General features: G+C 38.4%; 14 protein-coding genes. 7 read left to right on the plus strand and 7 right to left on the minus strand.

What is annotated here, in order from left to right:
• Window positions 1–94: 94 nt before the first annotated feature.
• Genes C1Y43_RS15040 through hxsD form a run of 5 tightly spaced genes read right to left on the minus strand, consistent with a single transcriptional unit; the run spans window position 95 to window position 5,049 of the window.
• Window positions 95–1,696, minus strand: coding sequence for a DUF6119 family protein (locus C1Y43_RS15040; RefSeq protein ID WP_104188716.1), 1,602 nt, complete (start codon window positions 1,694–1,696; stop codon window positions 95–97).
• Between the two features lie 15 nt (window positions 1,697–1,711).
• Complete coding sequence (gene hxsA / locus C1Y43_RS15045; RefSeq protein ID WP_104188718.1) at window positions 1,712–2,347, minus strand: His-Xaa-Ser repeat protein HxsA; 636 nt, start codon at window positions 2,345–2,347, stop codon at window positions 1,712–1,714.
• On the minus strand, window positions 2,344–3,456 hold the full coding sequence (gene hxsC, locus C1Y43_RS15050) for a His-Xaa-Ser system radical SAM maturase HxsC (protein WP_104188720.1): 1,113 nt from the start codon (window positions 3,454–3,456) through the stop codon (window positions 2,344–2,346). Before hxsC ends, hxsA begins: the two co-directional genes overlap by 4 nt.
• Window positions 3,449–4,843, minus strand: coding sequence for a His-Xaa-Ser system radical SAM maturase HxsB (gene hxsB / locus C1Y43_RS15055; protein ID WP_104188722.1), 1,395 nt, complete (start codon window positions 4,841–4,843; stop codon window positions 3,449–3,451). The genes hxsC and hxsB overlap by 8 nt, the downstream gene beginning before the upstream one ends.
• The gene (gene hxsD, locus C1Y43_RS15060; RefSeq protein ID WP_369974317.1) at window positions 4,840–5,049 is read right to left on the minus strand and encodes a His-Xaa-Ser system protein HxsD; all 210 of its coding nucleotides are present in this window, start codon (window positions 5,047–5,049) and stop codon (window positions 4,840–4,842) included. Before hxsD ends, hxsB begins: the two co-directional genes overlap by 4 nt.
• Window positions 5,050–5,795: 746 nt before the next feature.
• Between hxsD and C1Y43_RS15070 the strand changes: the two genes are divergently transcribed.
• A complete protein-coding gene (locus tag C1Y43_RS15070; protein ID WP_104188728.1) occupies window positions 5,796–6,374 on the plus strand; it encodes a hypothetical protein in 579 nt (192 codons plus the stop codon).
• 649 nt (window positions 6,375–7,023) lie between these two features.
• A complete protein-coding gene (locus C1Y43_RS15075) occupies window positions 7,024–7,416 on the plus strand; it encodes a type II restriction endonuclease (protein ID WP_104188729.1) in 393 nt (130 codons plus the stop codon).
• 88 nt (window positions 7,417–7,504) lie between these two features.
• Here C1Y43_RS15075 and C1Y43_RS15080 read toward each other — a convergent pair whose 3' ends face one another.
• A complete protein-coding gene (locus tag C1Y43_RS15080) occupies window positions 7,505–8,935 on the minus strand; it encodes a DNA cytosine methyltransferase (RefSeq protein ID WP_104188731.1) in 1,431 nt (476 codons plus the stop codon).
• A 569-nt stretch (window positions 8,936–9,504) separates the two neighbouring features.
• On the opposite strand from C1Y43_RS15080, the gene C1Y43_RS15085 reads away from it, so the two are divergent.
• Window positions 9,505–10,302, plus strand: a complete 798-nt coding sequence (locus C1Y43_RS15085) for a DUF2971 domain-containing protein (RefSeq protein WP_233209839.1) — start codon at window positions 9,505–9,507, stop codon at window positions 10,300–10,302.
• 150 nt (window positions 10,303–10,452) lie between these two features.
• Here the strand turns inward: C1Y43_RS15085 and C1Y43_RS15090 are convergent, their stop codons facing one another.
• Entirely contained in the window at window positions 10,453–11,829 is a 1,377-nt protein-coding gene (locus tag C1Y43_RS15090) for a hypothetical protein (protein WP_146068661.1), read from the minus strand.
• Between the two features lie 194 nt (window positions 11,830–12,023).
• On the opposite strand from C1Y43_RS15090, the gene C1Y43_RS15095 reads away from it, so the two are divergent.
• From C1Y43_RS15095 to C1Y43_RS15110, 4 genes are all read left to right on the plus strand, one after another.
• A complete protein-coding gene (locus tag C1Y43_RS15095) occupies window positions 12,024–12,464 on the plus strand; it encodes a hypothetical protein (protein WP_168715086.1) in 441 nt (146 codons plus the stop codon).
• Entirely contained in the window at window positions 12,442–13,674 is a 1,233-nt protein-coding gene (locus C1Y43_RS15100; protein WP_233209840.1) for a relaxase/mobilization nuclease domain-containing protein, read from the plus strand. The genes C1Y43_RS15095 and C1Y43_RS15100 overlap by 23 nt, the downstream gene beginning before the upstream one ends.
• A 243-nt stretch (window positions 13,675–13,917) precedes the next feature.
• Window positions 13,918–14,502, plus strand: a complete 585-nt coding sequence (locus C1Y43_RS23970) for a DUF4755 domain-containing protein (RefSeq protein WP_146068662.1) — start codon at window positions 13,918–13,920, stop codon at window positions 14,500–14,502.
• Between the two features lie 3 nt (window positions 14,503–14,505).
• Window positions 14,506–14,886: a hypothetical protein gene (locus C1Y43_RS15110; protein ID WP_104188736.1), complete on the plus strand. Its 381-nt coding sequence runs from the start codon at window positions 14,506–14,508 to the stop codon at window positions 14,884–14,886.
• The last annotated feature ends 68 nt before the right edge of the window (window positions 14,887–14,954 follow it).

Below are 14,954 nucleotides of genomic sequence, written 5' to 3' on the forward strand. Positions count from 1 at the left end.
TACAATCTTTTTCTAAAATCATCAAGCATATTAAATCCCTCTACAAAAACAATTCAATAATCTAGATATTTTTTTGATAAAAGTAAAACTTACTTCACTTGTTAATATGTCGTGAGCAATATATTTTAGGGGTTATATTAAAGTGCTCGGCTAACTTCTTCCACGATTGTATTGCAAGCAAAAATTGTATAGAGTTTCTTTCAGTTATTCTTTCTAGCTTATCTTCAAACACAAACCACAGACATGCATAGCTAATTTTTTTATCACAAGGTATTGTTTTTCTAAGTATTAGCTCTAATGAATCTTTGGATTGTTCGATGTTATAAATTAACTCTTTTTCTTTATCGGAAATTTTAACTGCTATTATTTCTTCATCCTTGTAAAGGTCTGCCACTTCAAGTTTATATTTTTTCTTTTTGCTTTCCATCGAATTGATCAATGTCAATTCCCTGTCTAATAGTTCATATCCATTATCAGCAGATTGTTTCTGGTTGAAAAAATACTCTCTGTAAATTATCTTATTTTCTACGGGAACTCCTGATTCTATTTTTGATTTCTTATCCTTAGCCCAAACTTGATACTCATTTTCATCCAAAGAATCTTTCTGCGTAAAATCAATTTGTATGAGCGATTCTTTTAAATAATCTAAAAATGATTGATTAAAGGAGCACCAGTCACCATTACTTAAAAAATAATGCACTCCATCTTTCTGAATATAAATATCCAATATTTCTTTTAGTGGCTTAGAAAATTTACCTCCCTTATCCTCAATTTCAAAGGAGACATGTAAGTCATTAATATTTAATATGTCCTCATTTTCAATTAAATACTCAGATATGGCTTTTATGTCGATCTCTCCTCCCAAACTTTTTTTATAAAAACTTTTCTTGCCTTTTTTATATGCAATTGAATAATTATATTCAGTAAAACTAAAACAAAAATTGACCCCATAAACGTGAAATTCCTCAATCATTAATGAAGCATCCATCGTTTTCAAAGCTTCAAACAATATAGAATCCAAATCAGCTATCAAGGAATCATCATATACTCTTTCCCTTTTAGGCAAGCGAATGCTTTGCGGTTTTTCTAAGGCCATGATTATCTGGTTGAATATTTTTGCAAGCCCAGCGGGAGTCACTTCTGTATCCATTTGGATCGAATCGGCGAATATTATATTTTTATCACCCCACAATTCATTATCACTTGCTTTCAATTTGAGATGATCAACAGATTCACCTGGCTCATAACTATCTTTAATGAATGTGGTGTACGATGATATTTCTTGTCTTTTTGTCCCGGAAAAATAGGTACTCTTTTTGAGCAAGGTGGTTTCTTCTTTCGCAATTCTTATTGCCAACTCGATTCCAAAGTCTCTTTCAATAAATTTATTTACATAGAAGTGTGACTTGCCGAGTGTGATAGCGAAAATCAAATCCGGGGAATCGACATTTGTGCAAATCATTAATCCGTAATGAAACTTGTTCTTTGGCTCTTCTAACCCTTCCTCAAAGAACTCCTTGTAAGTTTCCCACCACCATATTTTATTCCCCTCCAAATCTTTTGAGTAAAAAAACTCCATTTTATAGCCATCTATATTTCTTTCTTTTTGTTTTTTTAAACCCACACTGGCTATTTTTTCGAGCAATTTATCTAGGCAGGATGTGCGGATTTTGTAGATGTTATATGTATTTGACATGGATAGTCCTTTTGGTCAGCGTGCCAAAATATTCAATGAATTTAATAACTGAGTATCTAATGTTTCTCTTACTGGAGTAGGCAATCCATTTGCAACTCTATAGTTCTTAATAGCAGTTCTGGTTGCTGGTCCCATACTCCCATCAATATTGCCGTTGTAAAAACCTTTATCGAGTAAGGCGAACTGCACTCTCATGATCAACCGCTTACGTTTTTCTGTATCCGATGTCAGTCCACTACTTGCACGATTGACACCTGTATTTCCTGCTGAGCTTGTTGTAGTTGAGCTATCCGTGTCATTAGAACGAAGCGAACGGACTGAGGAGGAAGACGATGACGAACGAGTTCCTGAACTGGATGAATCTGAAGTGCTAGGTGAGCTGTAAGTCTTGGGATAGTAAGGTGTGCTTCCACCATAGTAGCCACCGCCTGATGAGGAACGATGTGAGCTGTGGCTACGGTGAGAGCTGTGACTCCTGTGTCCTGCAATGTAGAACGGCACTTCGGTGTTGAGCGGGGCTATCACCAAATCATGTTCGTTCAAAGTCATACCAGGTAAGTCACTGGCACCAGTAGATGAATCACTTGCCCAAACAGAGTTATTAAGAACCAAAAAACCAGGAAGCAGAGCCGCGAAATTAAACTTTTTCATATTATTGGTCTCGGAGGTTGATGAAAACGGCCTTTTGATGAACTGAAATAACCAGCACAGGAAGACTTCTGAGTGCATTCATCACATTCTTTTGGATAGTAATTTTTCCAATCAGAGATCGATTGAGTTGCAAAATTCCATGCCCTTTCAGGAAGGTGGCATAGTGGATAATTGAAGATGGTAAGAGGGATACCTGACCTGTGTGCAGTGTCTACAGCCGAAAGGATTTGTTCGCTGTAGTTGTCGTGCTCAATGAAGATTGATGACCAGTTCTTACGGGCCCATCCAATCGACTCCAGTCCCATCAGGGAGATTTGGTTAATGTTCGAGAACACACGGCCAGCAAACTCTACAATGTCATCAAGCTCTGTATAGTTCGCCTGAGTAGGGATGACTCTTAGTTCTATGTTGATGCCTGAGTTACCGGCATTGATCATTCCCCTGATTGTTTCATCAAATGCTCCCTCGCTTCCGACCAGATAGTCGTGCACTGATGCTCTTGAAGAATAAAGCGGTATCCCAAACGTGATTTTGATCTTTTCGCTTCTTTCCTTCATCTGCTGGGTAAAGCTGACATCCGAAAACTTCCGTCCATTGGTTAGAACATGCAGTGCTGTGTCAGGAGAGTTTTCGATTATGAAGTCCAGAAAATGCAGGAAGTCTTCGCCATAGAGTAAAGGCTCTCCCCCGCTCACTCCCACAACTCCATTCAGAGAGAATGAAGCAATAGCCAGAGCTGACTGGTTGAGAAGCCAGTCATCGTTTCCAGCTTTAGGAGGCTGAGAACAAAACAGGCAACTGTTGTTGCACCTTTCAGTGACAAGGACAGTGTTGTGGTTCGCTCTACGGGACAGTATCACCCGGAGCATGTTGCCGTTGTTGACGATGCCAATGTCACCATCGTCTATGGAATCGAAAAGTTCCTGGCTCACAATCGAGTCTGCAAAATATGCAGGCAGTCTGGAATCGAGTTGTGTCGCAGTGATAAGCAAATTTGGCAGAAAGAATTGAGGATTCTCGGGCTTGCTTTTACATAGGCGATAGAAGCCTTGCTGAACTGGTAAGTCTGATGAAAACCGGAAAATATCGTTTCTCAGCACCTCAGACATAAGCCCACCTTTTTAGCATCTCAGCCATTGGTCCATCCTGAGAGATCTCATTCAGCAGGAAGCGGAACATCCCTTTATGATACTGGCAGAAGGTTGACCGACTCTTGTCACCAACAGGCTCGCCATGAACACTAATGTTCTGACAAGGATCTGCTCCACAGAAAGGCTGATATGCACAGGTGTCACAACCTGGTATGGCAAAGTTGAATGATGATGAGAGAGCGGAACGGTAGTATTCGTTACTACCGAATGAGAGGGAAGCAAACTCTCCTGCACTGAAATCTGCTTCCGGGTTTACTTTCTGAAGCATACGGCTTTCGTCACTACCGTAGACTTTACCGTCATAGTTGAACAGGATGCAGTTCAGGACGACTCCGCTTGGTGATTTCAGATCTGCATAACCACTGAAGCCCGGATTGAAAATCCGCTTTAGATGGATTGAAGCTGAATGCTCAACTACAGGTATATCCTTCTGGTTCTGAAGCAACACTTCCTGCATTAACTTCTTATAAAACTCAAAATATTCAGGCATTGAAAAAGTGAAGCTCTGCTTCTGAGCAAACCCATAGGGACTTACTGGCCGGATAAACATGTCGGTTAGGCCAAGAGACAGATGAGCATCCACTATGGAAGCTGGTTCTTTTGTCAGCTCTTTTGTAACTGTGGTTACCGTAGCTACCCGGTTTGCTCCCAGCTCTTCTGTGATTTTTCTAATGCCCGTGATGGCTTTGTTGTGAGCCTGAGAGTCGGTAAGGATACGATTCTTGTTGTGGACGGCTTCATTACCATCCAGCGAGACGGAGAAAGTGATGTTCCGTGTTTTAACCCAAGAGAGGATGCTTTCATCCAGTATTGAGAGACTCGTGGCAATAACCATTTCGAAAGCATCACTACCTAACGAACTCACACACTCATCATAAATTGACTGGACGAGATCGAACCTGAGAAGCGGTTCACCGCCCTGCACTTCTATCTTGTATGGTCGAGTGCCAAGTTTCTTAATAGTGCTGACGATTTGCGGTATCAGTTCTGGGTTCAGGTCGTAACCATCAGCGGTGACCGATGCTCTACTGACCTGGCAATATTTGCATGTGTGATCGCACCTGAGAGTCGGCACAATCATGAAGATTGGTCGGACAGTCAGTTCGTTCATCAGTCGCTTAGCAAAGGCAGAACTCAGTGAGGCTTTTGAAACTGCCTGAGTAGCATCGTCTGAAATGAACAATCTGCTTTCAAGTAGCCGGGAGGTTGTTTGTTCTGGAGGGAATTTGTTATCGGCAAGAAGATGTAGCTCTTCTTCATCGACGAAGCTATGAAAGCCAGCAAGGTTGCTGATGAAGACTTTGCCATTGCTCAGGTGGTCAAAGTTGAATGGCATCGTATTCATTCGGCAAGTCTCGTATCGATGCTCCTCAGAACATTGTCGATGATTGAAGTCCTGACCTGGATGGTATGAGCCTCAAGCTTTTCTCTGAGTTTATAGTCATTTAAAAGTCGCTCGAACTCGAACTCAACCTCGTCGTTCCAAACTTCGAACGAGACGAGCCAGTGCTTATCGTCTTCATCCAGCTTCCAGCGGGTGACAGTACTCATCCAGTAAAGGCTATTCCTCAACACCCATTCAGAATGCATTGTTTTTGATATGTTTTTTTGCATAACATTACCACCCGGAAAGTATCAAGGAAGGAATACAAAAATTTTAGTTATCTTTCAAAGAAAGCAATAAACCTCGAAAAACATGACCATAAACAGCAATATCCAGCAACCATCTGTTTTTACTATATTTTATTTTATTAAGTTACAGAACATTCTTATTCTGCAATAATAATCATCATGTTTGAGAATGTAAATTTATTTTGAAAAGTTTTATGACTCATGCCAATATGATTACATTAACTTATGATTTGATTGCATTTCGACCAACTTAGACCGTTGCCTAATCTGTTGATTTAGAATGTAATGATGGAGAAACAACCATATGTCTGAGAAAACAGCAGAAAAGGTATGTTCCACATGTCAACAGCCACTGCATGATTCTATTGTTATTGAGAGAAATGGCGAGATTTTCAAAAGTTGCCCTGCATGCTCGAGCAAAGCAGGCACACATGTTTTCTATATAAATGATGATTTTGGTATGAGGAATATGGGCGATGGCCGTTATATCGTTCAGTCTTGGTGTCTTGGATGCCGATTAAAACAAAAGAACACCATTAAATCGTTGTTTAGTTGCTCATCATGAAAGATTTATTTCATAAAGATTTATTTAATCATTATGCATAACACGATAAAAAGATTATCAGCTTTATTAAAATCTAATTTAACATTACAAAGGAATAATTATGTTTAACATAGATAAAATAATTAAAAGTCAAGCTTCCCTTTTGCTTCTTGTCACCCTAATCATTTTCATGTCATTTGCAACTTTCTGTGCTATAGCAGCCTTAATTATATACTTTATTTTTTCACCAACCCTACCAGTACCGATCATATTTGCAATACCTATCGCTGGTGGTGGAGTTTATTACCTCTTATTCAGAACACAGAGGTTCAAAGCTGTTGTAGCCTGGACAGTTGACACAAGCCTAGCAATTTCTGCTCTAATAATTTCGCTAGCTGCTATTACTAAGGCATATAGTCATACTTGGTTTGACTCAATAAGCACAGGGGAAGGTGCTACTGCTGCTGCAATATTAACTTACGTAGCTATTTGCACGATTTGTAAAGGATTGATTATCTTTTTCTCAAAAAAAGATTATGAACAAAAATATCCACAGTCAAACTTGTCAGCTCAGTCGGCACAGCCAACACAGTCAGCACAGCCAACACAGTCAGCACAGTCAGCACAGTCAGCACAGTCAGCACAGTCAGCACAGTCAGCACAGCCAGCACAGCCAGCTCAGCCAGCTAATGAGCCTTAATTAGAAGAACCAGACACTTAACATTTTTTATAATCTCTTAAGATCTGTATCAGGATAGGAAATTGAATAATCATAATGCTGTTAAATATTGTTAATGCAGAAAAATAAGCTTGTGATGAAGTTGATAACATGAAAAAAATAGCAGTTGATAAAACTGATATATATATTGAAACTATAATAAATGCATAAAGATTTTTCATTTTTTTATTTCCTTTATAATTGTACTTGTAATCTAGTACAACATTAGAAATGACTTTTCAAATTTATTTTCAATTTTTTCAGCAAGGGCTAACACACAGAAGCGCAGCTTCTGTGTGTTGCCTTGCTTTTTCTTCTCTACGATTGAAAAAGAGATTATAAAAACGATAGTTATTAGTGTCTCATTCTATTATAAAATCATTAAAATCAGGTAACTATTAATGTAAATCATAACTATTGGCACCTAGACTCAGAAAACACATAGATCCTATATAGCCAGCTTTATCAAACAGTTAAGATATATATTGCAAAATGTATCATTGCTTACTTGACTGAATTATTCATTTGTTTAATATGTATTAGCTTTCTTATTTATTTTACTCACAGCTCTTAAGGGTGCTTATACATCCTAATATATGCTTAGTTAATATTTATTAATAAGAGGTTGATAATGGCTACTCTCCCGATTTACCTTAAACAATCATGTATTAAAACCTTGACCGCAGTTGAAGCCAATAGGAATGCCTCTAATCAACACGAGTTTAACGGTGTTGCTCAGCTAAAACAGATATTCGGTAACACCAAAGTTACTAAAGACGTATTATTCTCAATTAGAGGAACGGATGTATCCTGCGACGATACCGTCACTTGGTACGATGCGAGGGAGAAAAACCCTGACAGAAGCGCCGAGTTTCGCCTATATTTCCGCGATAACTATGTTATGCAGCGGGCAGAAGAAGGGGATAATATTATTGTAGGTATCGACAAAAGTGATAAAATTCATATTATTTTAATTAAGCAAGGCAACTCCGACTATGCGGGTATTATACCTAGTTGGCGTTAATGCTTATTTGATATTGAGTAAGCTGAAAATAAAAATCAAACTAAATAAAACACACCCCAGCAAGATATTGCCGGGGTAATATTAATTTTTATATGATTTTATGTTTTTGTATAGCTACAGCTTTATGGATATAGGGTTCAAGCAGTTTTGCAACCGCTTCAAATACAGGAACGACCACTGAGTTTCCAAACTGCTTGTAAGACTGCATATCTGAAACCGGAATGTTGAAGGGCTTGCCATCAGGCGTCTCAAATCCCATTAGGCGGGCGCATTCATGCGGAGTTAACCTTCTTGGCCTTTTTGACATGTTTTCTGCATTATAGAAATCTATCTCACCTAAGTCATGATCCCATCCACGGTCAATCAAGATCTCAGAACCATCTTTATAATATCTCGCAGATAATGTACGAGTGACCGTATCAACGTTATTAGGTTTCACTAAGCCGAAACCAAAACCGTTACCTTTCGCCGCATGCTTTTTAGCATATTTATAGAGATAATCCCACAGTCGAGGAGAAAGGATATATTTACTATCTACATCTTTATCGTGTTCAAGGAGTTCTTTAAAAGAAGTTCTTTTAGATGGAAAGAATTTACTTATATCACGTAATGTAAACCCTTTCTCTATTTTTAAATCACGACGGAATCCAACCAATACAATTCGCTCCCTGTGTTGAGGAAGGAAATTTTTTCCATCAATGATCTTAGGATCTGAAGAACCACAAATGGCAGAATCAGCTATTTCATACCCAAGCTCGTCGAGGGTATTCATGATTACTCGGAAAGTTTTTCCTTTATCATGACTCTTGAGATTTTTTACATTTTCAAGAACAAAAACAGGTGGTTTTTTGGACTTTATAATTCGTGCAACATCAAAAAATAGAGTTCCCTGAGCATCACATTCAAATCCATGGGCTCTTCCTAAGGAGTTCTTTTTACTTACACCCGCAAGACTGAAAGGCTGACAAGGGAAACCAGCCAAAAGCACATCATGGTCAGGGACCTTTTCATTTATATATTCATAAGCTTCAATTTCTGAAATATCATCTTTATTACTCAAAGTAATTTCACGAATATCAGAGTTAAATTGGTGTGATTTTTCATCGTTATACCAATTCGCTTTGTATGTGCGTACAGCTTCTTTATTCCATTCGCTTGTAAATACGCACTGTCCTCCGATAGCTTCAAAACCTTTACGAATCCCGCCAATTCCCGCAAAGAGATCAATGAACCGGAAAGCATAGTTAGGATGGTTTTCTGGTGGTTCTGGAAGCATGTTTTTAAGTAAAAATACCTCACCTTCAGTTAACAGTTTCGCTTCACATTTATCATTAATCCAGCGGTTAAGCGTTTCCCTGCTCCAGTCATTATCACCAACTTTCCTAAGTAACTCAGCGACATGCTTTTGACTATAAACTTCTAGAATTTTTTCAACCAGTTGCCGGTCACTAATTTTCTTATTTTTAGTTTTACACGCCGATTCCTGGAAGAGATCATGCACCATTACTAATTCAGACATAACACCTCCTATGGGTACTTATAGTGATATAATATCACTCATTTCACCCAGATAACAGAAAGCTGCGCATAAATTTTGACACAAGTGTTAGAACACCTGTTGTCTTCTTTCACAGAGGATTGCTATTAGTCAACAGAATCCACTCTGCTATGTCACGTTCCATTTAGGTAACAGTGCATGCGCCGATTTTGACAAGAGCAGGAAACGGTTCCCCGCTGATAAGATGGTGAAGTAGAATTTATCATACTTGGTGCGTTTAATGAAAAGAGGTATGCGAATTAAATGAGTAGGCTATATGTTCAATTTTTTCTCTTCTAATTCACCAATATCATTAATATGAAATGGTAATATAGGAGGTTACAAACTCTAAGTGTGTTAACAACACTGCATTGTCAAGACTTAATGAAATATGATATGTTGGAGTAACACTGAAAAATATAGGTTAAAGAATCTTATTCCTTTTTATCACACATGGAACGAAGAAATATATGTTATTCAAATATTGCCCTATCAATGAGTACTCAATTAAAAGTATATTAGAAAACAAACTATACCTTAACCATCTTAACATGATGAATGACAGCGCTGAGGGTTTTTGTAATATAATCAGTGGCTTCCCTGATTATAATGAAAAAAATGAAAGATATGATTTGATATTAAAAACATGGGTCGGAGAATCCGGTTGGTTACCTTCTGAAGATGAATATAACGAATATATCAGTTCAATGAGAGAGGTGGAGCCCAGCGTTCCTGAATTGCTGGACTCTGCCAGGATATCCTGTTTCACTAATACGGCGTTAAATCCTACAATGTGGGCGCATTATGCACGCGACAGAACAGGAATATGTATAGAATTTGATGAAGTAAAGATCAAAGAGTTAGAAGATGCCTATGTCTTTGATGTTAAATATCTTGATCGTCCTCCTACGGTTGATACCGCAGTTCTAACATTAATAGCTGATCAGGTCGAGTATAATAATGATGCTCTTTTCAAAGGTTATACAGATGGATATGAACCATTATATGAACAAGCATTTGAGGAAGGGAGGAGTTTATTGTGGGAGATTTTCAATGGAATGTTAGCTACTAAATCTCAAGATTGGTCTTATGAGCAAGAAAAAAGGCTAATATATCTTTTATCTTTTCCTAAAGAAGAACAATTAGCAAAAACCAATAAATCTGGTATAAATGTACCTCTCCCCAAAGATTGTATTAAAAGTGTTATTCTAGGTGAAAGAACAAATTTACATGATGAAAACCTTGTGGTTTCAGCACTAAAAAAACATGAGGGGAGCATTAACTTGAAGAGAGTTGTCAGAAAACAAGGGGAGTATTTGTTATCAATTCATGACGAAATTTTGAAGTGAAAATACTATTATCTATAAAAAGACATTATTCATTATCAACAAAAAAGATAACTCTAATTTAAATTAAACAAGGCTTACTCAATGAAGCTTAGCTTCCCTGGGTAGCCTTGCTTTACATCCTTCTGTTTAAAAATAATTTTTACTATAAAATCACCGCTCAAATTTATAATCGTTAAGCTTCCACATTTTTATAATTTGTCCGACCCCGCAGAGAAGATTATCTTTACCCTTAAGATAAACATTTGAATAGCAATTATCGTTCATTACCTCCGGGGAGTACTTTTCACAGGTGCCAATTAGATTACACCCAAAGTTCCCTCTTAAAGTAAAGTCAACAAACTCACTTAACATCGGAATGAATAAATAATATTTATCGTGTTTTAAATCAGATATAGCATGTCCAATATAACCTGAATTATTGAATATAGGCGGTATCCCAATGACATTCATTTTTTCAATAATGTTCGTCATTGCATCTTCTGGCGTTAAATAGAGAAGCCTTGAAATCATAAACAAATCATCTCCTCTATGCTTATTGACTGCATTATTTATATGTAAAATAACATCATAAACCCCTCTATTATCAGTAATACTTGAAAATAATACATTATATTCTTCTAAAGTTTCATCAGCATACTTATTTAACAATTCGATTGAGCTATAACTTTTAAATCCATCGTTTTCCTTTACTTTATAATCAGCTTCAAAACACTGAGTCATTATATCTGGATCCAAAACATTGTAATCAATTTTTTGTTTTTTTAGAGATATCAATAAATCATAGAATGTTTCACCCGGACTTCGACTTTGTAGAGAAAACTCACACAATGAAGCAATAACTTTGTCATCAATATCGCATTTTAAAATAAATCTAGCAACGTCTCTCGGAACATAATATGGTACCTGTGGCAGAGCAACATTTTTTTCTGAAACATGTTTTTCTATTGCATATGCCATAAATTCATAGATACAAGCAGCACCAAGCATGACATCAATTTTGTTCGCATTTACCTTACCCTGTCCTGTGGGATCAAACATATACGTGACTTTAATATTTTTTGACAATGTTGCACCTGAGGGAAGTTCCATTATGTCTTCATCAAAATCAGGGTGCTTACTGAAACATTCATCTATAACAGCTGAGACAGAATAAAAACCCTCAAATTCATTTATTTTTTTTGATTGAAGCTCCTCGCCATTACTGCCTTCAAGCATGTTAGTTAGAGTAGATACATTATCAATCAGCAAGCCGTCTGGACCATCAGGATTAAAGAAAGGTACTCTTCGTATAAAGCCATCGTCTTTTTTATAGATGCCATGAACTAAATGCTGAGCTAAAACCGCTAAGTTGCTTATTCGATACCATCCGTACACAGTTGATACACTTTGCAAGAAATGTATATACTCATGCACAAGAGTCTGATTTTCCTCTGGTGTTAAATTTTCCAAGGAATTATCTGTGTTAATTGTAAGATGAAAACCATCCATTTTATAGCTACCAACATTTTCTAAAGTAGAATTTCTCACTCTAATCTCCAATCAAAATTTTATTAGTATGTCCAGAACCACTAAAACCAATATCACACTTTACTTTTTAGCCCTTTCAGAATTATTAAATGTTAATAATATACATTAAAAAACTTTAGGTTACTTCAATTTATTGACAATTGCCATTAATCATATATACAAGCATATATCTGTAGATATAAAAAGGAATTCATATGAAAAAAGTGCTTTCATTGTCTCGCATTGCTAAAAACATCGCACCTTTAATAAAAGAATCTTCAAACTTACAAGACCTAATAGCGCAAACTCTAAGAACTCACTGTGTTAGTGTTAGACTTAATAACGCAGAACTTCAATTACTCAACACAAAACGAGGTTCTACATCTAAAGGCCAATGGTTACGTATGGCTTCCTTGCAGAAGCTCCCCACGATCGTACCTCCTGTAAACATCGATACATGGAAAACTCTGGGTGAGATTAATAACAAATTGAACCGCATTGCTCTGCATATTGACAATAAGAGCACAGACAGCCAGCTTACTCATACAGAGCTTTTCGCAGTGAAGCGACAACTGCAAGAGCTTCGCCAGAACTTGCTAAATGCTGACATATGGAGCAAACCCAATGAAGGGCATGCAGAAGATCAAACGCGGTAAGAGCTTCGCTGGAGTTGTTCTATACGCGTTAAAGCCTGGAACGCACCATAAAACTGACCCGGTGGTCATAGGGGGTAACATGCTGGGAGACTTAGCATCTGAGCTGATAGCTGAGTTCAGCGCTTCTGCTTCACTACGCCCTGACGTTGTCAAACCGGTATGGCACAACTCGCTTCGCCTCCCACAGGGTGAATCCTTCACAGCAAAGCAGTGGGTTATGTTTGCTGACGATTATATGAATCGCATGGGGTTCAGTGAGACGCACCTGCGCTGCTATGTCATACATGACGACGAGGCAGGTCAACACATTCATATCATTGCCACCAGAGTCGACTTGGTAGGAGGGAAGCTCTATCTGGGCAGAAATGAAAACCTGATTAGTACACGCGTAATCCAGGAACTTGAGCTAGCGCATGACTTAACCGCAACGAAAGGTCCTTCGCCTTCAAATAGCCCTTCCCCCTCCAGTAGGCGTAAGAGGCTATCACGAGGTGAGGAACAGAAAGAGAAGCGCGAAGGTCAGCCAAGCCCCAAGACGTTCCTGCAGGACATAATAGATACAATCCTTCGTACTCACAACGACATTCCGAGCTTCGTTGAAGCACTTTGCGAGCATGGTATAACGCCCGTTCCCAATATTGCCAGTTCTGGCCGCATGAATGGTTTCTCATTTGAGTATGCCGGAATAGCTTTCAAAGCCTCCCAGTTAGGTAAAGCTTACTCATGGGCGACTCTGCAAGAGAAGCTCCGCTACGCACCTGAACGCGACAACCCCCTACTCTTTTCATTGAAAGCCTCGGCTATGAGAAGTAATGAAACGGGTGATTCAGTAACAAAAGCTACGACCGAGGATACTACGCCGTCACTACCGGCTTCGTTAGAGTCAGAAATTATTGCACCTCCTCCCCAGCAAGAACATAGAGTAGAGATAGCGGAAACCTGCGAATCACATACGACTGCCAGCACTGTGCTTACAGCACCGGGACAAGCCAATAACAAAGGCTACCTCATGACAGCAGTCATAAAGTGGCTACTGAGCATTTCTTACCTTCAAGCCTTTGCAAAATTGCTCAAAGAGACAGGTAAAACATTTCTCCACAGAAAATCCTCATTTTCCGTTATCAATGCGGTCAGATCAGCTGAGCCTGACGTCAAAACTTCAAACGGAACACCTGAAAAATTTTCAAAAAGCTTATACACACCTCATTAACCAAACCTCTGAAGAACATCATCTTTCCTGTTTAAGCGCTTCAAAACACAAAACAATTGATCGTTTTTACAGATCAATTAATGGCTTATGATAGATTGTAACTATCAAATAAGATCTATCGATCGGTACAAGTGATTTGCTTAAGTTTTGAGCTTGCTCAAAAATGCCCAGTAAAAGCAGTGACCAATCAGCTAGTTACAGACATGACTATCTTCCACAGTTGGTTTTTAAAAGGAATTCAACATGGGCAGCATGAGTATGAGAAAACCCTCTTACTTCCGTTCAATCAGAGTCTGGTTCACAATCGGCGTGGCCGTTTTAATCGTCCTCAAAGCAAAACCAACTGACGCCATGGGAATGCTTATTCTCTGGTGTATCCCCGCTTTTTTCTTACTCGTGACAGCTGGTGTTAGCTATAAGCATAAGAAAGATAACGTCTCAACTTTCGATAACTTCAACGAAGGCAATGACGGCTCCTGGAGCCATGAATTCAATGACTCGAAGTTACTTCTAAATGAGAAGCAGCAAACTATTACGATCAGGAATGGTAAGAACGAAAAAACGTATCCGTTTAGCTCTGTAATCGGTTGGCGATACAATTTGGAATCTGGTGGCTATGACGGGGGATTTGGAACCGGCGCTATCAGACAGCAAAATCTTAACAACTCAGGTCTTTTCATTGAAGTTAAGGACGTCATGTTTCCCGAATGGCAGATCAAGTTCTATCCGCAAAAAGGGAAGTTTCACCAGGACACCGGTTATAAAGATATGGAAATGCAAATTAAACGCTGGTTGAGAGTTCTTTCTCAGGTTATTAACAAGGAATAAATAATGAAAGCTAAGGTTGCAGGAGCTTTATTAACTCTTATCGTTTTATCAGGCTGTTCGTCAACAGCAGGGAACCAATCAATTAAAAATGAGACGCAGCAAAGTATTGCGTCAAAGATCTTCAAAGGTCGAACTACGAAGCAGGATATTCTACAGCAATTCGGTGAACCTACTCGTAAAACCACCGTTGATACTAATGAGGATATGTGGTTTTATTCAATCATGAATTCAAATATGTCAGCAACGTCGTATATTCCAATTGTTGGAATTTTTTCGAACGGAACCGACATGAAAAGTAAGGCACTAACAGTTACGTTCCAGGGAGACAAAGTCGAAAACTGGTCTTTCAGTGAGAGTAACGATTCAGTTCATAACGGACTTTAAAGAACTCTTAATGACTAAGACCTCGGGTTTAAACCTGGGGTCTTTTAATTTGTGTTAAGCACAGCTTA

The organism is Pantoea sp. ICBG 828 (genome assembly GCF_002928355.1).
Classification (GTDB): Bacteria; Pseudomonadota; Gammaproteobacteria; order Enterobacterales; family Enterobacteriaceae; genus Pantoea; species Pantoea dispersa.

Excerpts from the sequence above, each read along its gene's own strand:
- C1Y43_RS15040 (WP_104188716.1), bottom strand. The coding sequence starts at position 1,696 with ATGTCAAATACATATAACATCTACAAAATCCGCACATCCTGCCTAGAT.
- hxsA (WP_104188718.1), bottom strand. The coding sequence starts at position 2,347 with ATGAAAAAGTTTAATTTCGCGGCTCTGCTTCCTGGTTTTTTGGTTCTT.
- hxsC (WP_104188720.1), bottom strand. The coding sequence starts at position 3,456 with ATGTCTGAGGTGCTGAGAAACGATATTTTCCGGTTTTCATCAGACTTA.
- hxsB (WP_104188722.1), bottom strand. The coding sequence starts at position 4,843 with ATGAATACGATGCCATTCAACTTTGACCACCTGAGCAATGGCAAAGTC.
- hxsD (WP_369974317.1), bottom strand. The coding sequence starts at position 5,049 with ATGAGTACTGTCACCCGCTGGAAGCTGGATGAAGACGATAAGCACTGG.
- C1Y43_RS15070 (WP_104188728.1), top strand. The coding sequence starts at position 5,796 with ATGTTTAACATAGATAAAATAATTAAAAGTCAAGCTTCCCTTTTGCTT.
- C1Y43_RS15075 (WP_104188729.1), top strand. The coding sequence starts at position 7,024 with ATGGCTACTCTCCCGATTTACCTTAAACAATCATGTATTAAAACCTTG.
- C1Y43_RS15080 (WP_104188731.1), bottom strand. The coding sequence starts at position 8,935 with ATGTCTGAATTAGTAATGGTGCATGATCTCTTCCAGGAATCGGCGTGT.
- C1Y43_RS15085 (WP_233209839.1), top strand. The coding sequence starts at position 9,505 with ATGATGAATGACAGCGCTGAGGGTTTTTGTAATATAATCAGTGGCTTC.
- C1Y43_RS15095 (WP_168715086.1), top strand. The coding sequence starts at position 12,024 with ATGAAAAAAGTGCTTTCATTGTCTCGCATTGCTAAAAACATCGCACCT.
- C1Y43_RS15100 (WP_233209840.1), top strand. The coding sequence starts at position 12,442 with ATGCAGAAGATCAAACGCGGTAAGAGCTTCGCTGGAGTTGTTCTATAC.
- C1Y43_RS23970 (WP_146068662.1), top strand. The coding sequence starts at position 13,918 with ATGGGCAGCATGAGTATGAGAAAACCCTCTTACTTCCGTTCAATCAGA.
- C1Y43_RS15110 (WP_104188736.1), top strand. The coding sequence starts at position 14,506 with ATGAAAGCTAAGGTTGCAGGAGCTTTATTAACTCTTATCGTTTTATCA.